Here is a 15,097-nt window from a genome sequence, read left to right as displayed (position 1 = left end):
GGTCGTGAGCCTTTCGCTCGCGTTCACCGGGGTCAGTTCACTGTGGACGGCCGCCTTCGCGGCGACCGGCCCGTCGGTCCCGTTGCCCGGCGTGTCCTCCACGCCCGTCAGCCGGCAGCAGATGGACAGCCGCGGTGCCGACCAGGCGAGCGGCGACGCCCTCCACGGCGACCAGCTCGCGAACGCGACCCCAGCGGGCGAAAGCAACATCGCCGCGACGCCGATCTCGCCGTCGGCGTCGTGGTCGGTGGCCACGCAGAGCGGCGACTTCAGCTGGTCCTACCCGCTGCGGGTGCCGCCCGCGCCGGGCGGGTTCGAGCCGGATCTCGCGCTGAGCTACTCCTCGTCCGCGGTGGACGGGCACACGAGCGCGACGAACAATCAGGCGTCCTGGATCGGTGACGGCTGGTCGCTCGCGCCCGGGTACGTCGAGCGGGCCTACGGCGCCTGCTTCTCGGACACCGAAGGCGGCACCACACCGCCGAAGAACGGCGACCTCTGCTGGAAGAACGAGAACGCGACGGCGCTGTACGGCTCGGGCGGCGGCCAGCTGATCCGGGACGACGCCACCGGCGCGTGGCACCCGAAGAGCGACGACGGCTCGCGCGTCGAAAAGCTGACGGGTGCCGACAACGGCGACAACGACGGCGAGTACTGGAAGATCACCACGGTCGACGGCACCCAGTACTTCTTCGGGTCGCAGAAGGACGCGAAGTCGTCGTGGACCGTGCCGGTGTTCGGCGACGACGCGAACGAGCCGTGCCACGCCGCGACGTTCGACGCCTCGCACTGCCTGCAGACCTGGCGCTGGAACCTCGACAAAGTCGTCGACCGCAACGGCAACGTCATCCGCTACACGTACGAGCCGGAGGCGAACTCCTACGGCATGAACGTCAAGGACGCGGCGGTGTCCTACACCCGGGGCGGCTCGCTGGCCCGCGCGGACTACGGCCTGCGCGAAGGCAGCACGGCCCCGGCGACCGGCCGGGTGCTGTTCACCACCGCCGACCGGTGCGTGCCGGGCAGCGACTGCGTGCCGTCGAAGACCGGGAACTGGCCGGACGTGCCGTGGGACGAGAACTGCGCCGCGGCCACCTGCAAGGACCACTACACGCCGACGTTCTGGTCCACCAAGCGGCTGGCGAAGATCACGGCGCAGGTGCTGCGCGGCAGCGACTACACCGACGTCGACGCGTGGACCCTGGACCAGCAGTTCCCCGACCCCGGCGACGGCGGCAAGGCCGCGCTGTGGCTGAAGGGCGTCACGCACACCGGTCTCGTCGGCGGTTCGGCGGCGCTGCCCGCGGTGACGTTCGAGGGCGTGAAGCTGCCCAACCGCGTGCTCAAGGAGGACGGCGTCGGCCCGCTGATCCGGTACCGCGTCAGCGGGATCGTGTCCGAGACCGGCGGCGTCACCTCGGTGCACTACGCGCCGCCGGACTGCACCGCGAACGCCGTTCCGGAGAACAACACCCAGCGCTGCTTCCAGTCGAAGTGGTCCAAAAAGGACTGGGCGGAACGCACGGACTGGTTCCACAAGTACGTCGTCGACACCGTGACGACGTCCGACCGGATCAGCGCCAACCCCGAGCAGGTGACGAGCTACGAGTACCTGGACGGCGCGGCCTGGCACTTCGGCCAGTCCGAGTTCGTCAAGGACGACAAGAAGACCTGGGACGAGTTCCGCGGCTACGGCCGCGTGCGCGTGCACCAGGGCAAGCCGGCCGACCCGGCCGGCCCGGTCACGACGACCGAAGAGCGGTACTACCGCGGCATGGACGGTGACCACCTGCCCGGCGGCACGCGGGCCGTCTCGGTCACCGACTCCGAGGGCGGCACCCGCCCGGACGCGGACTGGCTGGCCGGATTCCCGCTGGAGAGCCAGACGTTCAACGGTGACGCCGTGCTGACCAAGAAGATCGGCACGCCGGTGTGGCAGGGGCCGACGGCGACGCACGGCGCGCTCAAGTCGTACTTCGTCGGAACGGGCTCGGTCGACGGCTACACGGCGCGCAACGGCGGCGGCTGGCGCAAGTCGCGGCTCGAGACGACCTACGACGACAAGGGCCAGCCGATCAAGGTCGACGACCTCGGCGACACCGCGACGGCGTCGGACGACCTCTGCGTCACGACGACGTATGCGCGCGACAACGATCTGTGGCTGATGACGCTGCCGTCGCGCGTCGAGACCGTGTCCGTCCACTGTGGAACTACGCCGGTGTTCCCGGACAACGCGGTGACCGACGACCTCACGACCTACGACGGCCGCGGCAACGCGATCAAGGAGGAGGCACTCGACGCGCACCCGGCGTCCGGGCCGCACTACGTCACGAAGGCGAGCGTGACCTACGACGACTACGGCAGGCTGATGACCGCGTCGGATGCCCTCGGCCGCACCGCGAAAACCGAGTACACCGGGCTGCCGGTGACGGCGACGAAGCTGACGAACGCGCTCGGCCAGGTGACCACGAGCACGCTGGAACCGGCGTGGGGCTTGCCGGTCAAGGTGACCGACCCGAACCAGCGGGTCGCCGAGACCCGGTTCGACCCGCTCGGCCGGGTCGCCGAGGCGTGGCTGCCGAACCGCCCGCGTGCGGACAACGCCGGAAACGCGCAGTTCACGTACCTGATCCGCAACGACGGGCCGAGCGTGATCACGACGTCGAAGGTCGGCCCGAACGGCAACTACACGTCGTCGAACACGCTGTACGACGGCCTCGCCCGGGTGCGCCAGGTGCAGCAGCCGACCAACGGCGGCCGGCTGCTCGTCGACACGCGTTACGACTCACAGGGACGGCAGTTCAAGACGACCCAGCCGTACTTCAACGACGGCGCCGTCGACGACAAGCTGTGGGTCGCTTCCGACACCGAGGTGCCGGGGCTGACGTTCACCGAGTACGACGCGGCCGGGCGCGTGTCGGCGTCGATCCAGAAGGCGGCCGGCCAGGAGAAGTGGCGCACGACCACGACCTACGACGCCGACCGCACGAACGTCACGCCGCCGCGGGGTGCCACGCCGGCCACGACCATCGTGGACGCCCGCGGCCGCACGACCGAGCTGTGGCAGTACCACGGCACGACGGCCGACGGCGAGCACGATGTCACGAAATACGGTTACACGCCGTCCGGGCAGCAGAGTTCGCTGACCGACCCGGCGGGCAACACCTGGCGCTGGACCTACGACCTGCTCGGCCGTCAGGTGCGGTCCGACGACGTCGACCGCGGCACGTCGAGGCGGGCCTACGACGACGCGGGCCAGCTCGTCTCGGCCACGGACGGGCGGAACACGACACTGTCCTATGTGTACGACAAGCTCGGCCGTAAGACCGAGACGCACTCCGGCGCGGCCACCGGGCCGCTGGTGGAGAAGTTCACCTACGACACGGTGCCCTTCGCCATCGGCAAGCTCGCGTCGTCGACGCGGTACGTCGGCGGCACTGCCTACACGTCGTCCGTCGACGCGTATTCGCCGCTGTACCAGCCGATGCAGACGACGACGTCGATCCCGCAGCCGGAAGGGCTGCTGGCCGGGAACTACACGTCGTACCTGGGTTACAACCCGGACGGCAGCGTCAAGGGCGAGGCGTACGCCGCGGCCGGCGGGCTGCCCGCGGAGACGCTGATGCACGTGTACGACGACCTCGGGCGGCCGACGACGTCGTCCGGCGGATACGACGGCAATACCGACGAATTCGTCACCGGCACGGACTACACGCGCTACGGCGAGCCGCAGCGGATCCAGCTCGGCGACACGGGGAAGCGCGCGTGGCTGTCGTACTACTACGACACGAACACGCGGCGGCTCAACCGGTCCATTGTGGACGCGGAAGTGCCTGCCCCGATGCAGGACGACCTCAACTACGCCTACGACCCGGCGGGCAACATCACGTCGATCGCGGACACGCCCCAGGGCCGTGCGGCGGACGTCCAGTGTTTCGCCTACGACTACCTGCGGCGGCTCTCCGACGCGTGGACGCCATCGGGTGGCTGCGCGGCGACGCGCGACGCGGCGACGCTGAACGGCCCGGCACCGTACTGGCAGTCGTTCACGTACGACAAGGTGGGCAACCGGCTCACGGCGGTCCAGCACGGCAAGACGGGGAACGTCACGCAGACGTCGTCGTACCCGGCCTCTGGCCACCTGGTGCAGTCGGTGAAGACGGAAGGAACGCAGGGTGGCCCGTCGACGACGACGTACGGCTACGACGCGGCGGGCAACACGACGGCCCGCGCGGGTCAGCAGCTGGAGTGGGACGCCGAAGGGCATCTGACGAAGGTGACCGAGGCCGGCGTGTCGACGGAGTTCCTGTACGACGCGTCGGGCACACGGCTGATCCGCCGCGACCCGACGGGGTCGACGCTGTACCTGCCGGGCCAGGAGTTGCGTGCCGACAAGGCGACCGCCCGGGTGACGGTCTCGCGGTACTACACGCACGGCGGCAAGACGGTGGCGGTCCGCACGGCCAAGGGAATCAGCTGGCTGGCCGACGACCACCAGGGCACGCCCCGGCTCGCGATCGACAGCGCCACGCTCAAGGTGACTCCCCGTCGCCAGGACCCGTTCGGGTCACCACGCGGCCCGGCCGCGGACATCCCGGGCGACCGCGGGTTCGTCGGCGGAACGGAGGACACGTCGATCGGCCTGACGGGCGTCGGCGCCCGCGAGTACGACGCGGCGTCCGGCCGGTTCCTGTCGACCGACCCGCTCCTGAACCCGGGTGACCCGCAGCAGCTGCAGGGCTACGCGTACGCGAACAACAGCCCGGTTTCGTTCAGCGACCCGTCCGGGATGATCGCGTCGGGCCCGGACGGCGAGTGCGCGAAGTTCTGCGCGTACAAGCCGGGCCACAACCCGGCGACGAACAGTCAGCCGGATCTGGAGTGGAACGTCCACAACTGCCCGAGCGGGGAGTACTACTGCAAGGCGCAGCACGGGCACGGGCCGAAGACCAAGGGCTGCCCGGACGGGGCCAAGTCCTGCAACTACGTCAAGGGCACGAAGGCGCCGTGGGAGATCAGGCAGGAAGAGGAGAACGAGCGGGCCAAGCAGATCAACGAGGCCATCCGCAAGAGCGGCATGATCGAGCACATCCCCGAGCACGGCTGGTTCGAGATCTCGAACGTCGCCAAGTTCGAAACGGGCTCGATCTGCCTGCAGAACCAGATCGGCGCGCTGGTCGAGGTCGGCTGGAAGGGATGCGTGAACTGGGACAACCACGGAATCACGTTCTCGGGCGGCGCGAACCTCAGCTTGACAGTCGGCGGCGGTGAAAAACTCAGTTTCGTCTTGAAACTCAGCCACGGCGCCATGGCCGATCAGGTCGATTCGGGAATCTCGTTGGAAGGCAAGGCGGGTTTCGAGGGAACGCTCGGGCTCGGAGCCGGCCTCCAGGGCGGAGTGGACGCGGCCATTGTCGGCGGCCCCAGCACGGAATTCCTCCAATACGAGTTCACCATGGGGGCTCATGTGAGTGTCGCGTCGGTCGGACTGAGTGGGGGGCTGAACTCGGGATACGTGATTCGTCACTAGCCGGCCTTGTTCGAGGTGACCTCGCGTCACGGTTTTCGAGGTTTCACCGGTTCAGTGCCGGTGAATGTGTTATCCGGAAGGGGGGAACGATGACTTTCGCCACGGATTACTGAGCCGGGCATTACGCACCGGCGCACTGATGCACACGCAATGACGAAGTTCCTGGCCATGGTGACCCGGGGGGGAACCATGGCCAGGAACTTCTTGTCGGCGAACTCACCGGGTGTACACGGCGATCATCTTGGTCGACCCGGCGGCCGGCTCCTCCCGCGACCAGCCGCCCCACCTGCTTTCGAGCGTCAGGCCGGCCGAGCCGGACATCTTGTCCATCTGCTCGGCTGTGTGGTAGTGGAACTGCGAGGGTGCCAGCTCCACCCGGCCGTCACGGATCATGATCTTCTGGTTCTCCAGAAGCTGCCGTTCCGAGTCGTTGCGAGAGGCGACCAGGGTGACCGTGGTCGCTGTCATGTCGGCGACCACGACTCTTCCGCGCCAGTTGCCCAGCCGTTCCGCTGTCGGGACGAACGTCTCGATCACCAGCCGTCCCTTCGGCTCCAGTGCGTCGTAGGCGTTTCGCAGGAAGACGATTTGGGCGGCCCGGTCGCCGAGCATGAAAAAGGTGTTGAAAACGCAGTAGATGAGGCTGTAGCTGCCCTGAATTCGATCGACGGTCGCGTCGGCCGTGCACAAGGCCGGCTTCCCCGCCGATTTCTTGCGGGCGACCGCCAGCATGGCCGGGCTGGAGTCGACGCCGACGACGTCGAAACCACGGCTCGCGATGGCTTCGGCGACCATCCCGGTGCCTACGCCGATTTCCAGCACCGGACCCGGTCCGGCGAGCTCACAGAGGGCCGCCGCTGTCGCGGCGACCTCGTCCTCCCGATCCGTGTAGAAGTCGTCGTAGTCCTCGGCGCTGGCCGTTCCGTAGGTCTCCGGACCGTACCCCTGCATTCTTCGTCCCCTGTCGAGCAGTAGTCGTTCGCCCAGGGGCGGTTCCGCGACTGTTCCGAGGCGGCGCCTCCCCCGCAGCGCTGGAGTCTCACGATAACGAGGTGGTACGCGGCCGGGCACGATCCGGATCCGCCCTGATCACGCCGCCTTCCCGTCGGGTGGACCGGCAGATTTGCCGCCGCGTTGCGCTGAACAGGTCAACTTCGGACCTCCTCGCCGCAACGGCCGACACCCCGGCCGAGACGCTGGCAAACTCGAAGAGTGGACACAGGCAGGGGAGGCCTTCCGCACACCGATCACGCCGCCGCGACGGCGGGTTCCGAGCCGTTCTCGGCGTTGCTTCGCCGCCGCCGGGCCGAGCTCGGGCTCACTCAAGCCGAACTCGCGCGGCGGGCCGGTGTCAGCGTGCGTGCCGTGCGGTACCTCGAACGCGGCAGCGTCCGGAACCCGCGGGAAGCCTCGGTGCGGCAGCTGGTCGCCGCGCTCGAGCGGGGCCGGGAGGAACTGCCCGCCGGTACCTCGGTCGGTGTTCTCGGTCCGCTGTTCGTCCAGGTCGGCGGCGAACCGCAGCACACCGGCGACACCCGCTGGGCCCGGCTGCTCGGCCTGCTGGCCCTGCAGGCGAACCGGCCGGTCGCCGTGGACGACATCGTCGATGTTCTCTGGGCCGGCCGGCCGCCGCGGTCGCACCTCGAGCTGATCGGCAGTTCGGTGCGCCGGTTGCGTGCGCTGCTCCACCCGCAGCTGCGGGTGGTGGCCCTCGGGCGGGGCGGTTACCAGCTGGAAGCCGGGCCGGAACAGCTCGACGTCCTGCGGTTCGACGCGCTGGTCGCCGACGCCGAAGCCGCCAAGGTGGCGGACGACCGCGAGGGCGCTTTCCACGCCCTCGACCAGGCGATGGCCTGCTGGCGCGGCCCGGTGCTCGCCGGCCACGACGCGCTACGCGGTCACCCCGCCGTGGCCGCGCTCGCCCGGAGACGGCTGTCCGCCGCGCTCGCGTACGCCGATGCGGGGATCTCCCTCGGCCGGCACGACGAGGTCGTCGCGCAGCTGGAAACCCTGCGCGATGACGAACCGATGCACGAGGGGCTGCACGCCCGGCTCATGGTCGCGCTCGCCGGGAGCGGGAGGCAGGCCGCCGCGCTGGCGTTGTTCGACGACCTGCACAAGCGGCTGGCCGCCGAACTCGGCATCGAGCCAGGGCCGGAGGTCCGGGCCGCTCAGCTGCACGTCCTGCGCCAGGAGGTGCCGGCCGCGGTCCAGCCGTTCGGCAGCAGCAACTACCTCCCCCGCGACGTCGACCACTTCGTCGGCCGGACGGCCGAGACCGTCCGGTTGATCGACGCGGCCGGGGGACCCGTGGTGTATGGCATCTGCGGGATGGCCGGCGTCGGCAAGACCACGCTGGCCGTCCACCTCGGCCACCGGTTCGCCGACCGGTTCCCCGACGGGCAGCTGTTCGCCGACCTGCGTGCCCACGGCTCGGAGGGGCCGCTGCCCCCGGAGGTCGCCCTCGACTCGCTGCTCCGGCAGCTCGGCGTGGACGGCGCCCGGATTCCCGAACGGCTGGACCAGCGCGCCGCGCTTTGGCGATCCTTGCTGGTCGGCCGCGCCATGCTGGTCGTGCTCGACGACGCCGCGGACGCCGCCCAGATCCGCCCGCTGCTGCCCGGCGGCCCGGGCTGCCTGGTCCTGATCACCAGCCGGGCCCGGCTGACCAGCATCGACGCCGTGACCACGCTGTCACTGGACATCCTGGCGCCGTCCGAAGCCGCGCAGCTGTTCACCGAGGTCGCCGGGCCGGACCGCACCGCGGGGCAGGCCCGCGCGATCGGCGAAATCACCCACCTGTGCGGCTACCTGCCGCTCGCCGTGCGCATCGCCGCCGCCCGGCTCCGCGACCGTCCGACGTGGACCCTGCAGCACCTCGCCGGGCTGCTGCGCGACGAGCACCGCCGGTTGTCCGAGCTGAGCACCGGCGACCGCGGCGTCGGCGCGGCGTTCACCCTCTCCTACCGGCAGCTCACCGAGCCGCAGCAGCGGCTGTTCCGGCTGCTCGGCGAGTTTCCCGGTACCGACGTCGACGTCTTCGCCGCCGCGGCGCTCGCCGATCGGGGACCTCGCGAAACGGAGGGGCTGCTCGAGGAACTCGTCGACGTCCACCTGCTGGCCCAGCCCGTGCTGGGGCGGTACCGCTTCCACGACCTGATCCGCGACCACGCCCGGGCCACCGGTCTCGCCGGCCTCGCCGCGCCCCGGGAAGCGGCGGCGAGCCGGATGTTCGGCTACTACCTGCACGTCGCGGGGCAAGCCGCCGATGTGCTCGAGCCGACGAGGAAGCGGGTCCGGCCGGCCGATTCCCCGCCGGCGAGCGGCCCGGCGTTCGGCACCGCAGCCGAGGCGCTGGCCTGGTTCGAGGCCGAGCGGGCGAACCTCGCCGCGGTCGCCGCGGCGGCGGCCGGGCGGGACCGTCCCCGGCACTGCTGGCAGCTCGTCCAGACGTTGTGGCGGTTCTACTTCATCCGCGGCCACGTGCACGACTGGATCCGGACCCACCGGCTCGCCCTGCGGGTCGTCCGGGCGCTGGGCGACCCGGTCGCGGAAGCCGAGATCCGCAAGAACCTCGGCCTGGGGTACTGGCGCAGCGGCGACTTCGACGAGGCGGTCGAGCAGCACCACCTCGCGCTGGCGCTCGACCGTGCGAACGACGACGTGTGGGGCCAGGCGAAGACCCACAACCACCTGGGGTTCATCCACGCCCGCGGCGGCAGCCACGAGGAAGGGCTCGTCCACCACCGCCGCTCGGTCGAGCTGTACCGCGCGGCCGGGGACCAGTGCGGGGAAGCTCGGGCCCTCATCGGCCTCGGCGATCTGCACTACCACGCCGGTCGCCCGGCCGAGAGCGCGGCGGACTTCCAGCGGGCACTGGAACTCGCCGGAAAGGTCGGCGACCGGTGGGGTGAAGCGCTCGCCGCGATCGGTCTCGGCTTCTCGGCTTCGCCCCGGCACGCGCGGCGGCACCTCGAACGCGGCCTGGAGTACACTCGTGCCGCGGGGGACCGGTGGGGCGAGTGCATGGCCTTGACCGGTCTCGGCCTGGTCCGCCTAGCCCAGGATGAGCTGCCGGAGGCGGCGAACTGCCTCCGGCAAGCTGTCACGCTCGCCCAAGAAGTCGGCGACCGCTGGTGGGAGCGCATGGCGACCACGGCTCTGGGCCGGGTGCACGCGGCACGCGGCGAGCCTGCCGAGGCGGCTGCCCACCACGAGCGAGCCGTGCGGCTGGCGCGCGATCTCGACGACAAAGCCGCCGAAGCCGAAGCCGAGGCACTGGCGGCCTTGGCCACGACGCCGGCCGCTTCCGTGCGGCGTGCGGGGCAGCGGTGACCGAAGCGGCCGTGCGCGGGCCCTAGCCGACGATGTCGATCTCGAAGGGGTCGGCGGAGCTGTAGTTGATGTCCGCCCAGACCGCGCCCGGCAGGTCGTACCGCCGGTGCGAGGTGAGCTTGTTGTTGTACCCCGGCATTTGCGTGGGGTTGTGGCCGACGCCCTGGTGGTCGTTGCCCCACGCGAAGATGTCGCCGACCCACATGGGCTTCGAGCTGCCGTCGCCGCTGAGCCGCGGGCGGATCACGACCGCCGCTCCGGGGCTGCCGGACAGGAACACCCGCACGGCGTGCTGTTCGGCGCTCGGCGGGGTGACGGTGATGCGTTCCATGATCTCCACTCCAGTCGAGGCGGGTTCTTGGCCGTCCACTCCGGGCCAGTAGTCGAGGACGGACGAGACGTCGTAGCCCGGGGCGACGTTCCCGAGGTACTGCTTGGCGATCGCGCCGTCGGGGATGGTGGGATCGCCGTCGTAGTGGGCGATCCAGTAGTGCGGTTCGGCGACGCCGGCGGAGGAGAACGCCGACCGCACCGAAGGCCACGTCGAAAGGCTGCAGTAGACGGTCGGGACCGCGCCGGCCTCGCGCCGCATGCGGGCCCAGGCCGGTGCCTCGCCGGGCGTGGCGTCGCCGGGCTCGACGTCGAGGACGTGGCCGTCGTTCGTGTCCGCCTTCTTGACGATGGTGACCTTGACCGCGCGGGGGAAGCGCGCCCAGTCCGCGGGCGACCACGGTATCAGCTTGATCCGGTCGATATACCCCGCGACCATGCGGGCGTCGCCGGGGATGTTCGCGGCCGTGACCGCGTCGTACATCGTGCGCACGGGTTGCGTCTCCGTTCGGTGCCGTATCGCCGTTTCCGGGGACGGCGAAATCGTCTGCGCGATCCGCCATCGTGCTATTACCCACGTTGGACGGACGTCAAGCGAGAAACGTTACGCAGTTCTTGTCAATCACCAAAATGGCCGCAACGCGCAATTCCTTCACCCCGGGTTCACGCCTCGATGGTCACTTTCCGCTGTCGGTACTGGCTTCCCGCTCACCCGGCTGGCAAGCTGCCAGCACTTCTCGAGGAAGGACGTGCATGGCGGCACACCCGGCGCGGGCCCGGCGGATCGACGCGCGGGTCGTCGTCCTGAGCGCGCTGCTCGTGGTCGCCCTGCTCGCCTGGGCCGGGGTCGACTACCTGAGGGACCGGCTGGCCGGCGGCGGCTGCGACACGACCACCCCGGTGCGCGTCACGGCCGCGCCCGACGTCGCGCCGGTGCTCACGACGCTCGCCCGGTCCGTCCCGGAGCGCGACTGCTACACCGTCGAGGTCACCGCGAGCCCGTCGCCGGCCACCGCGGCGGCACTGGAAGCCAACGGCGCGACCGGCCCGGACGTCTGGGTGCCCGAGTCCAGCACCTGGCTGCTGCAGGCCCGCGACGGCGGCGCGTGGAACCTGCCCGAGTCCGGCCAGCCGGTGGCGAGCTCGCCGGTGGTGCTGGCGCTGACCGACGACGTCGCGAAGCAGGCAGGCTGGCCCGGGAAGTCACCATCCTGGTCGGACGTCCTCGCGGGCAGCCCGGTCGGGCTGCCCGACCCCAGCCGCGACCCCGCCGGGATCGCCGCGTTGATCGGCCTGCAGCAGCTCACCAAGGACGCGCCCGACCCGGGGGCGGCCTTCACCGAGGAAATCCGCAAGCTCTCGGCGGTGAAGGAGCCGTCGCCCGCGTCGCCCGCGTCCGAGCAGTCGGTGCTGGCCCGCAAGCTCGTCGCCGCCTACCCGGCGGCCGGGGTGCCGAGCTTCGACTACCCCTACGTCGTGCTGCCGCGCGCGTCGGAGGCCTCGCGGTCGGCGGCCGAGCGGTTCCTGCGGCTCCTGCTCGACCAGACCGCCACGAAGACGTTCGCCGACGCGGGCTTCCGGACGCCGTCCGGGCAGCTGCTCGGCGACCGGCCCCGGGACACGCGCACGAACGCCGCGCCGCGCCCGGCCGGGCCGCCCGCGCCCGAAGCGATGTACGGCGTGCTCCAGGCGTGGGCCGGGGCCAACCTCAGTGCCCGCGTCCAGGTGCTGCTCGACGTGTCCGGCTCGATGGCCGCCACCGTCCCCGGCACCGGCCAGAGCCGGATGGCGCTCACCCTCCAGGCCGCGACGCAGGGGCTCGGGCTGTTCAAGCCGACGACCGAGATCGGCCTCTGGCTGTTCTCGACCAAGCTGGACGGCGCGAAGGACTACAAGGAACTGCTGCCGATGCTGCCGATCTCGCAGCAGATCGCCGCGGGCGGGGTGACGACGCTGCAGGCGGTCAAGCCCAAGCCCGGCGGCGCGACCGGGCTGTACGACTCGATCCTCGCCGCCTACCAGAACGCCCGGCAGAGCTGGCAGCTCGGCCGGATCAACGTCGTCGTCGTGCTCACCGACGGCCGCAACGAGGACAGCGACTCCATCGGCCTGCCCGGCCTGCTCGCCGAGCTGAACCGGCTGCAGGACCCGCGCAAGCCGCTGCCGGTGATCGGCATCGGCATCGGCCCGGACATCGACGCGAGCGAGCTGCGGCAGGTCTCGGCCGCGACCGGCGGCGAGTCCTTCACCACGCCCGACCCGCGCAAGATCTCCGACGTCTTCTACCAGGCACTGAGCAGGCTCATGTGCCAGCCGCCCGCCTGCAAGAATTGAGGACGCCATGTCTTTTGGGGTCGAACCCCAAACCCCAGCCGGGGGGCAAGCCCCCCTGGACCCCCCAAAGACCGTGGTAGTGCTGACCCAGAAGCCCGCGTCACGGGCCATCCGAAGACCGTCCACGCTGGTGATCGCCGCGTTCGTGGCCGGCGTGCTGCCGTTCGCCCTGCACACGTGGGCGGCCCTGCACGGCAGCTTCGCGCAGGACGACTTCGTCGTCACCCACCAGGCGGCCGCGGCCGGGCCGTTCGACCTCGGGTACCTGTTCCAGGACTACCACGGGCACCTGATGCCGGGCGGGTTCTTCCTCGCCGCCCTGCTGACGTGGTGGGCGCCGCTGAACTTCCCCCTGCTGGTGCTGCCGCTGCTGCTGATGCGGGCGGGGGCGACGGTGTTGTTCTGGTGCCTGCTGGTGCGCTGCTTCGGCCGCCGCTGGGCGATCCTCGTGCCGTTCACCGTGTTCACGGCCTCGACGTTGCTGCTGGTCCCGACGTTGTGGTGGTCCTACGGCATCCAGCTGGTGCCGGTGGTCCTGGCCGCCGCGGGCGCGTTGCACGCGCACGTCCGGTTCCTTACCGACGGCGGGCGCTGGTGGCTCGGCGCCTTCGCCTGGACACTTTTCGGCCTGGCGTTCTACGAGAAGGCCGCGGTGATCCCGGTCCTGCTGGCCGGGGTGACGGTCCTGCTCGGCCGGTCGTTTCGCGAGCACGCCCGCTACTGGGCGGCCCAAGCCGTGCTGCTGGCCGGGTTCGTCGCCGTCTTCTTCCTGGTGACGTCGAGCCAGGTCGGGCAGGGAGCGCAGCCGATGTCGGCGGGCACGGTCGCCGACCTGACCGGCCGGATGCTCGGCGACACCCTGCTCCCGGGCCTGGCCGGCGGCCCGTGGTCCGGTCCCGGACCGGGCGCGACCTGGGCGCCGTCGCCGTTCGTGGTCGTCCTCGTGCTGCTCGCGGTCGCGCTGGGCGTCGTGCTCGCGGGGGCGCGCATCGGCGGGCGGCGCGCGTGGGGCGCCTGGGCGCTGCTCGCGACGCTGTTCACGGTGGACGTCGCCCTGCTCGCGCTGACCCGGCTGCGCGAGGTCGGCCCGGCCGCCGGCGACGATCCCCGGTACGTCGCCGATTTGGCGCTGTCGGCCGCCTTGTGCGGAGCGTTCGCATTCCTGCCGCCCGGATCTCCCGCCGGAAAGCGCGAGCGGCCGGTCGCGCTGATCTTGAGCGTGCTGCTCCTGATCAGTTCCGCGGTGGGTTTCGCGCGCCTTTCCCCCGCATTGCGCTTCGATCATTCCCGGCAATACATCGCCCATGTCCGCGCCGCCGTCGGCGAGGATCCCGACCTGGTCTTCTACGACACCTTCGTGCCGTCGGAGGTGGTGCACGAGTGGTTCGGGGCGGACTCGCGCGCGTCCCGGGTGGTCGGCCTGCTGCCCGGCACCCACTTCGACCAGCCGACGAGCCGGATGCACGTGCTCGACGACACGGGCACGCCGCACCGCGTCACCGGCGTGGACCCGGTTTCCCGCGGGGTGCCCGGCCCGGTGCCGGGCTGCGGGAACGCGATCGGCGAGACCCTCGTGCGCATCCCGCTGGACACCCCGGTCCTCGGCCGGTACCTGCTCAAGCTCGACTACTACACTTCGGACGGTGGCGAAGGCCTGGTCGAGCGGACGCCGGTGTGGTTCCAGGCCGGGCTGCACACGCTGTACCTGCCGGTGGACGGCCTCTTCGACCACATCGGCGTGCAGCTGTCGAGCCCGGGCGCGCCGGTGTGCGTCGCGAAGGCCGAGGTCGGGAAGCCGGTGACTCAGTAGGGGTCGTACGGGCTGTCGTGGCCGGCCAGCCGGGCCAGTGGCCGCAGCCGCAGGCGCAGCAGCACCTTGATCCCGACGTTGCGCAGGAACCACGGCAGCTGCGCCAGCACGCGCAGCCGGTCTGCCGCGGAGGGCGGCGCCAGCCGGAACCGCGCCAGCGACGTCGCCCGGTCCAGATAGGTGTACCGGCGTCCGAAGAGGACCTTCGCGATCGTGCCGAGCGTGACGCCGATCGAGGAAAAGCAGTCGTGGACGAGGATTTCCGCACCGGGCGGCAGGTGCGCCGACCAGCGCAGGTCGTCGGTGTAGGTCCAGTAGTCGTGCTTGCCGTCGATGTAAAGCAGCTGTATGGGCCGATCCCAGTCAGGGCGCAGTTCCGTGCTGTAACCGGCGACGAGCTCGACGACGTCGTCCAGCCCGGCCCGCCGGATGTTGCGCTCGAACAGCTGCCGCGTCGGCGATCCGCCGAACAACCGGCCGTCCACGAAGGGATCGACCGCGATCACCGTGGCCCCGACCGTGCGGGCGGCGGCGCCCAGGACGATCGTGGATCGGCCCTGGTGGCTGCCGATTTCCAGGATGACGTCGCCCTTCTCGAGCCGGCGCGCGGCCTGCCACAGCGCTTCGCCCTGCGCGCGTGTCATCCAGCCCTTGACCGGTTCGGCCAGTGCCCACGCGTCGGCGAATCCGTCCGCCGTCACCTCTGCGGTCATGGGCACCTGCCTGTGAACTCGGGAACCGGAAAATCGTCGGCACAT

At 70.8% G+C, this 15,097-nt stretch carries 7 protein-coding genes; 4 read left to right on the top strand and 3 right to left on the bottom strand.

All coding sequences use genetic code 11. The annotated features are described in order from the left end of the window. Positions 1 to 4: 4 nt before the first annotated feature. Entirely contained in the window at positions 5 to 5,530 is a 5,526-nt protein-coding gene (locus tag A3CE_RS0114340) for an RHS repeat-associated core domain-containing protein (protein ID WP_245589521.1), read from the top strand. Between the two features lie 216 nt (positions 5,531 to 5,746). Here A3CE_RS0114340 and A3CE_RS53490 read toward each other — a convergent pair whose 3' ends face one another. Then, positions 5,747 to 6,481, bottom strand: a complete 735-nt coding sequence (locus A3CE_RS53490) for a class I SAM-dependent DNA methyltransferase (protein ID WP_020640783.1) — start codon at positions 6,479 to 6,481, stop codon at positions 5,747 to 5,749. A gap of 261 nt (positions 6,482 to 6,742) precedes the next feature. Between A3CE_RS53490 and A3CE_RS0114330 the strand changes: the two genes are divergently transcribed. Further along, on the top strand, positions 6,743 to 9,865 hold the full coding sequence (locus A3CE_RS0114330; protein ID WP_020640782.1) for a BTAD domain-containing putative transcriptional regulator: 3,123 nt from the start codon (positions 6,743 to 6,745) through the stop codon (positions 9,863 to 9,865). Between the two features lie 22 nt (positions 9,866 to 9,887). Here A3CE_RS0114330 and A3CE_RS0114325 read toward each other — a convergent pair whose 3' ends face one another. Then, positions 9,888 to 10,688 (bottom strand): glycoside hydrolase family 25 domain-containing protein, encoded by an 801-nt coding sequence (locus tag A3CE_RS0114325; RefSeq protein ID WP_020640781.1) that lies wholly within the window; start codon positions 10,686 to 10,688, stop codon positions 9,888 to 9,890. 260 nt (positions 10,689 to 10,948) lie between these two features. Between A3CE_RS0114325 and A3CE_RS0114320 the strand changes: the two genes are divergently transcribed. Both A3CE_RS0114320 and A3CE_RS0114315 read left to right on the top strand, forming a co-directional pair. Beyond that, positions 10,949 to 12,529 (top strand): substrate-binding and VWA domain-containing protein, encoded by a 1,581-nt coding sequence (locus A3CE_RS0114320; RefSeq protein WP_020640780.1) that lies wholly within the window; start codon positions 10,949 to 10,951, stop codon positions 12,527 to 12,529. A gap of 79 nt (positions 12,530 to 12,608) precedes the next feature. Next, positions 12,609 to 14,339 carry a hypothetical protein gene (locus A3CE_RS0114315; protein WP_020640779.1) on the top strand — a complete coding sequence of 577 codons (1,731 nt, stop codon included), beginning with the start codon at positions 12,609 to 12,611 and terminating at the stop codon, positions 14,337 to 14,339. Here A3CE_RS0114315 and A3CE_RS0114310 read toward each other — a convergent pair. Next, complete coding sequence (locus A3CE_RS0114310) at positions 14,333 to 15,052, bottom strand: class I SAM-dependent methyltransferase (RefSeq protein ID WP_020640778.1); 720 nt, start codon at positions 15,050 to 15,052, stop codon at positions 14,333 to 14,335. The two genes, A3CE_RS0114315 and A3CE_RS0114310, sit on opposite strands and share 7 nt — an antisense overlap. Between the last annotated feature and the right edge of the window lie 45 nt (positions 15,053 to 15,097).

The organism is Amycolatopsis balhimycina FH 1894, assembly GCF_000384295.1.
In the GTDB taxonomy this organism is placed as follows: domain Bacteria; phylum Actinomycetota; class Actinomycetes; order Mycobacteriales; family Pseudonocardiaceae; genus Amycolatopsis; species Amycolatopsis balhimycina.
The sequence above is the reverse complement of the archived record's forward strand: the minus strand, read 5'-3'. Positions and strand labels throughout refer to the sequence as shown.

Coding starts and splice junctions, on each gene's coding strand:
- A3CE_RS53490 (WP_020640783.1), bottom strand. CDS start 6,481: ATGCAGGGGTACGGTCCGGAGACCTACGGAACGGCCAGCGCCGAGGAC.
- A3CE_RS0114320 (WP_020640780.1), top strand. CDS start 10,949: ATGGCGGCACACCCGGCGCGGGCCCGGCGGATCGACGCGCGGGTCGTC.
- A3CE_RS0114310 (WP_020640778.1), bottom strand. CDS start 15,052: ATGACCGCAGAGGTGACGGCGGACGGATTCGCCGACGCGTGGGCACTG.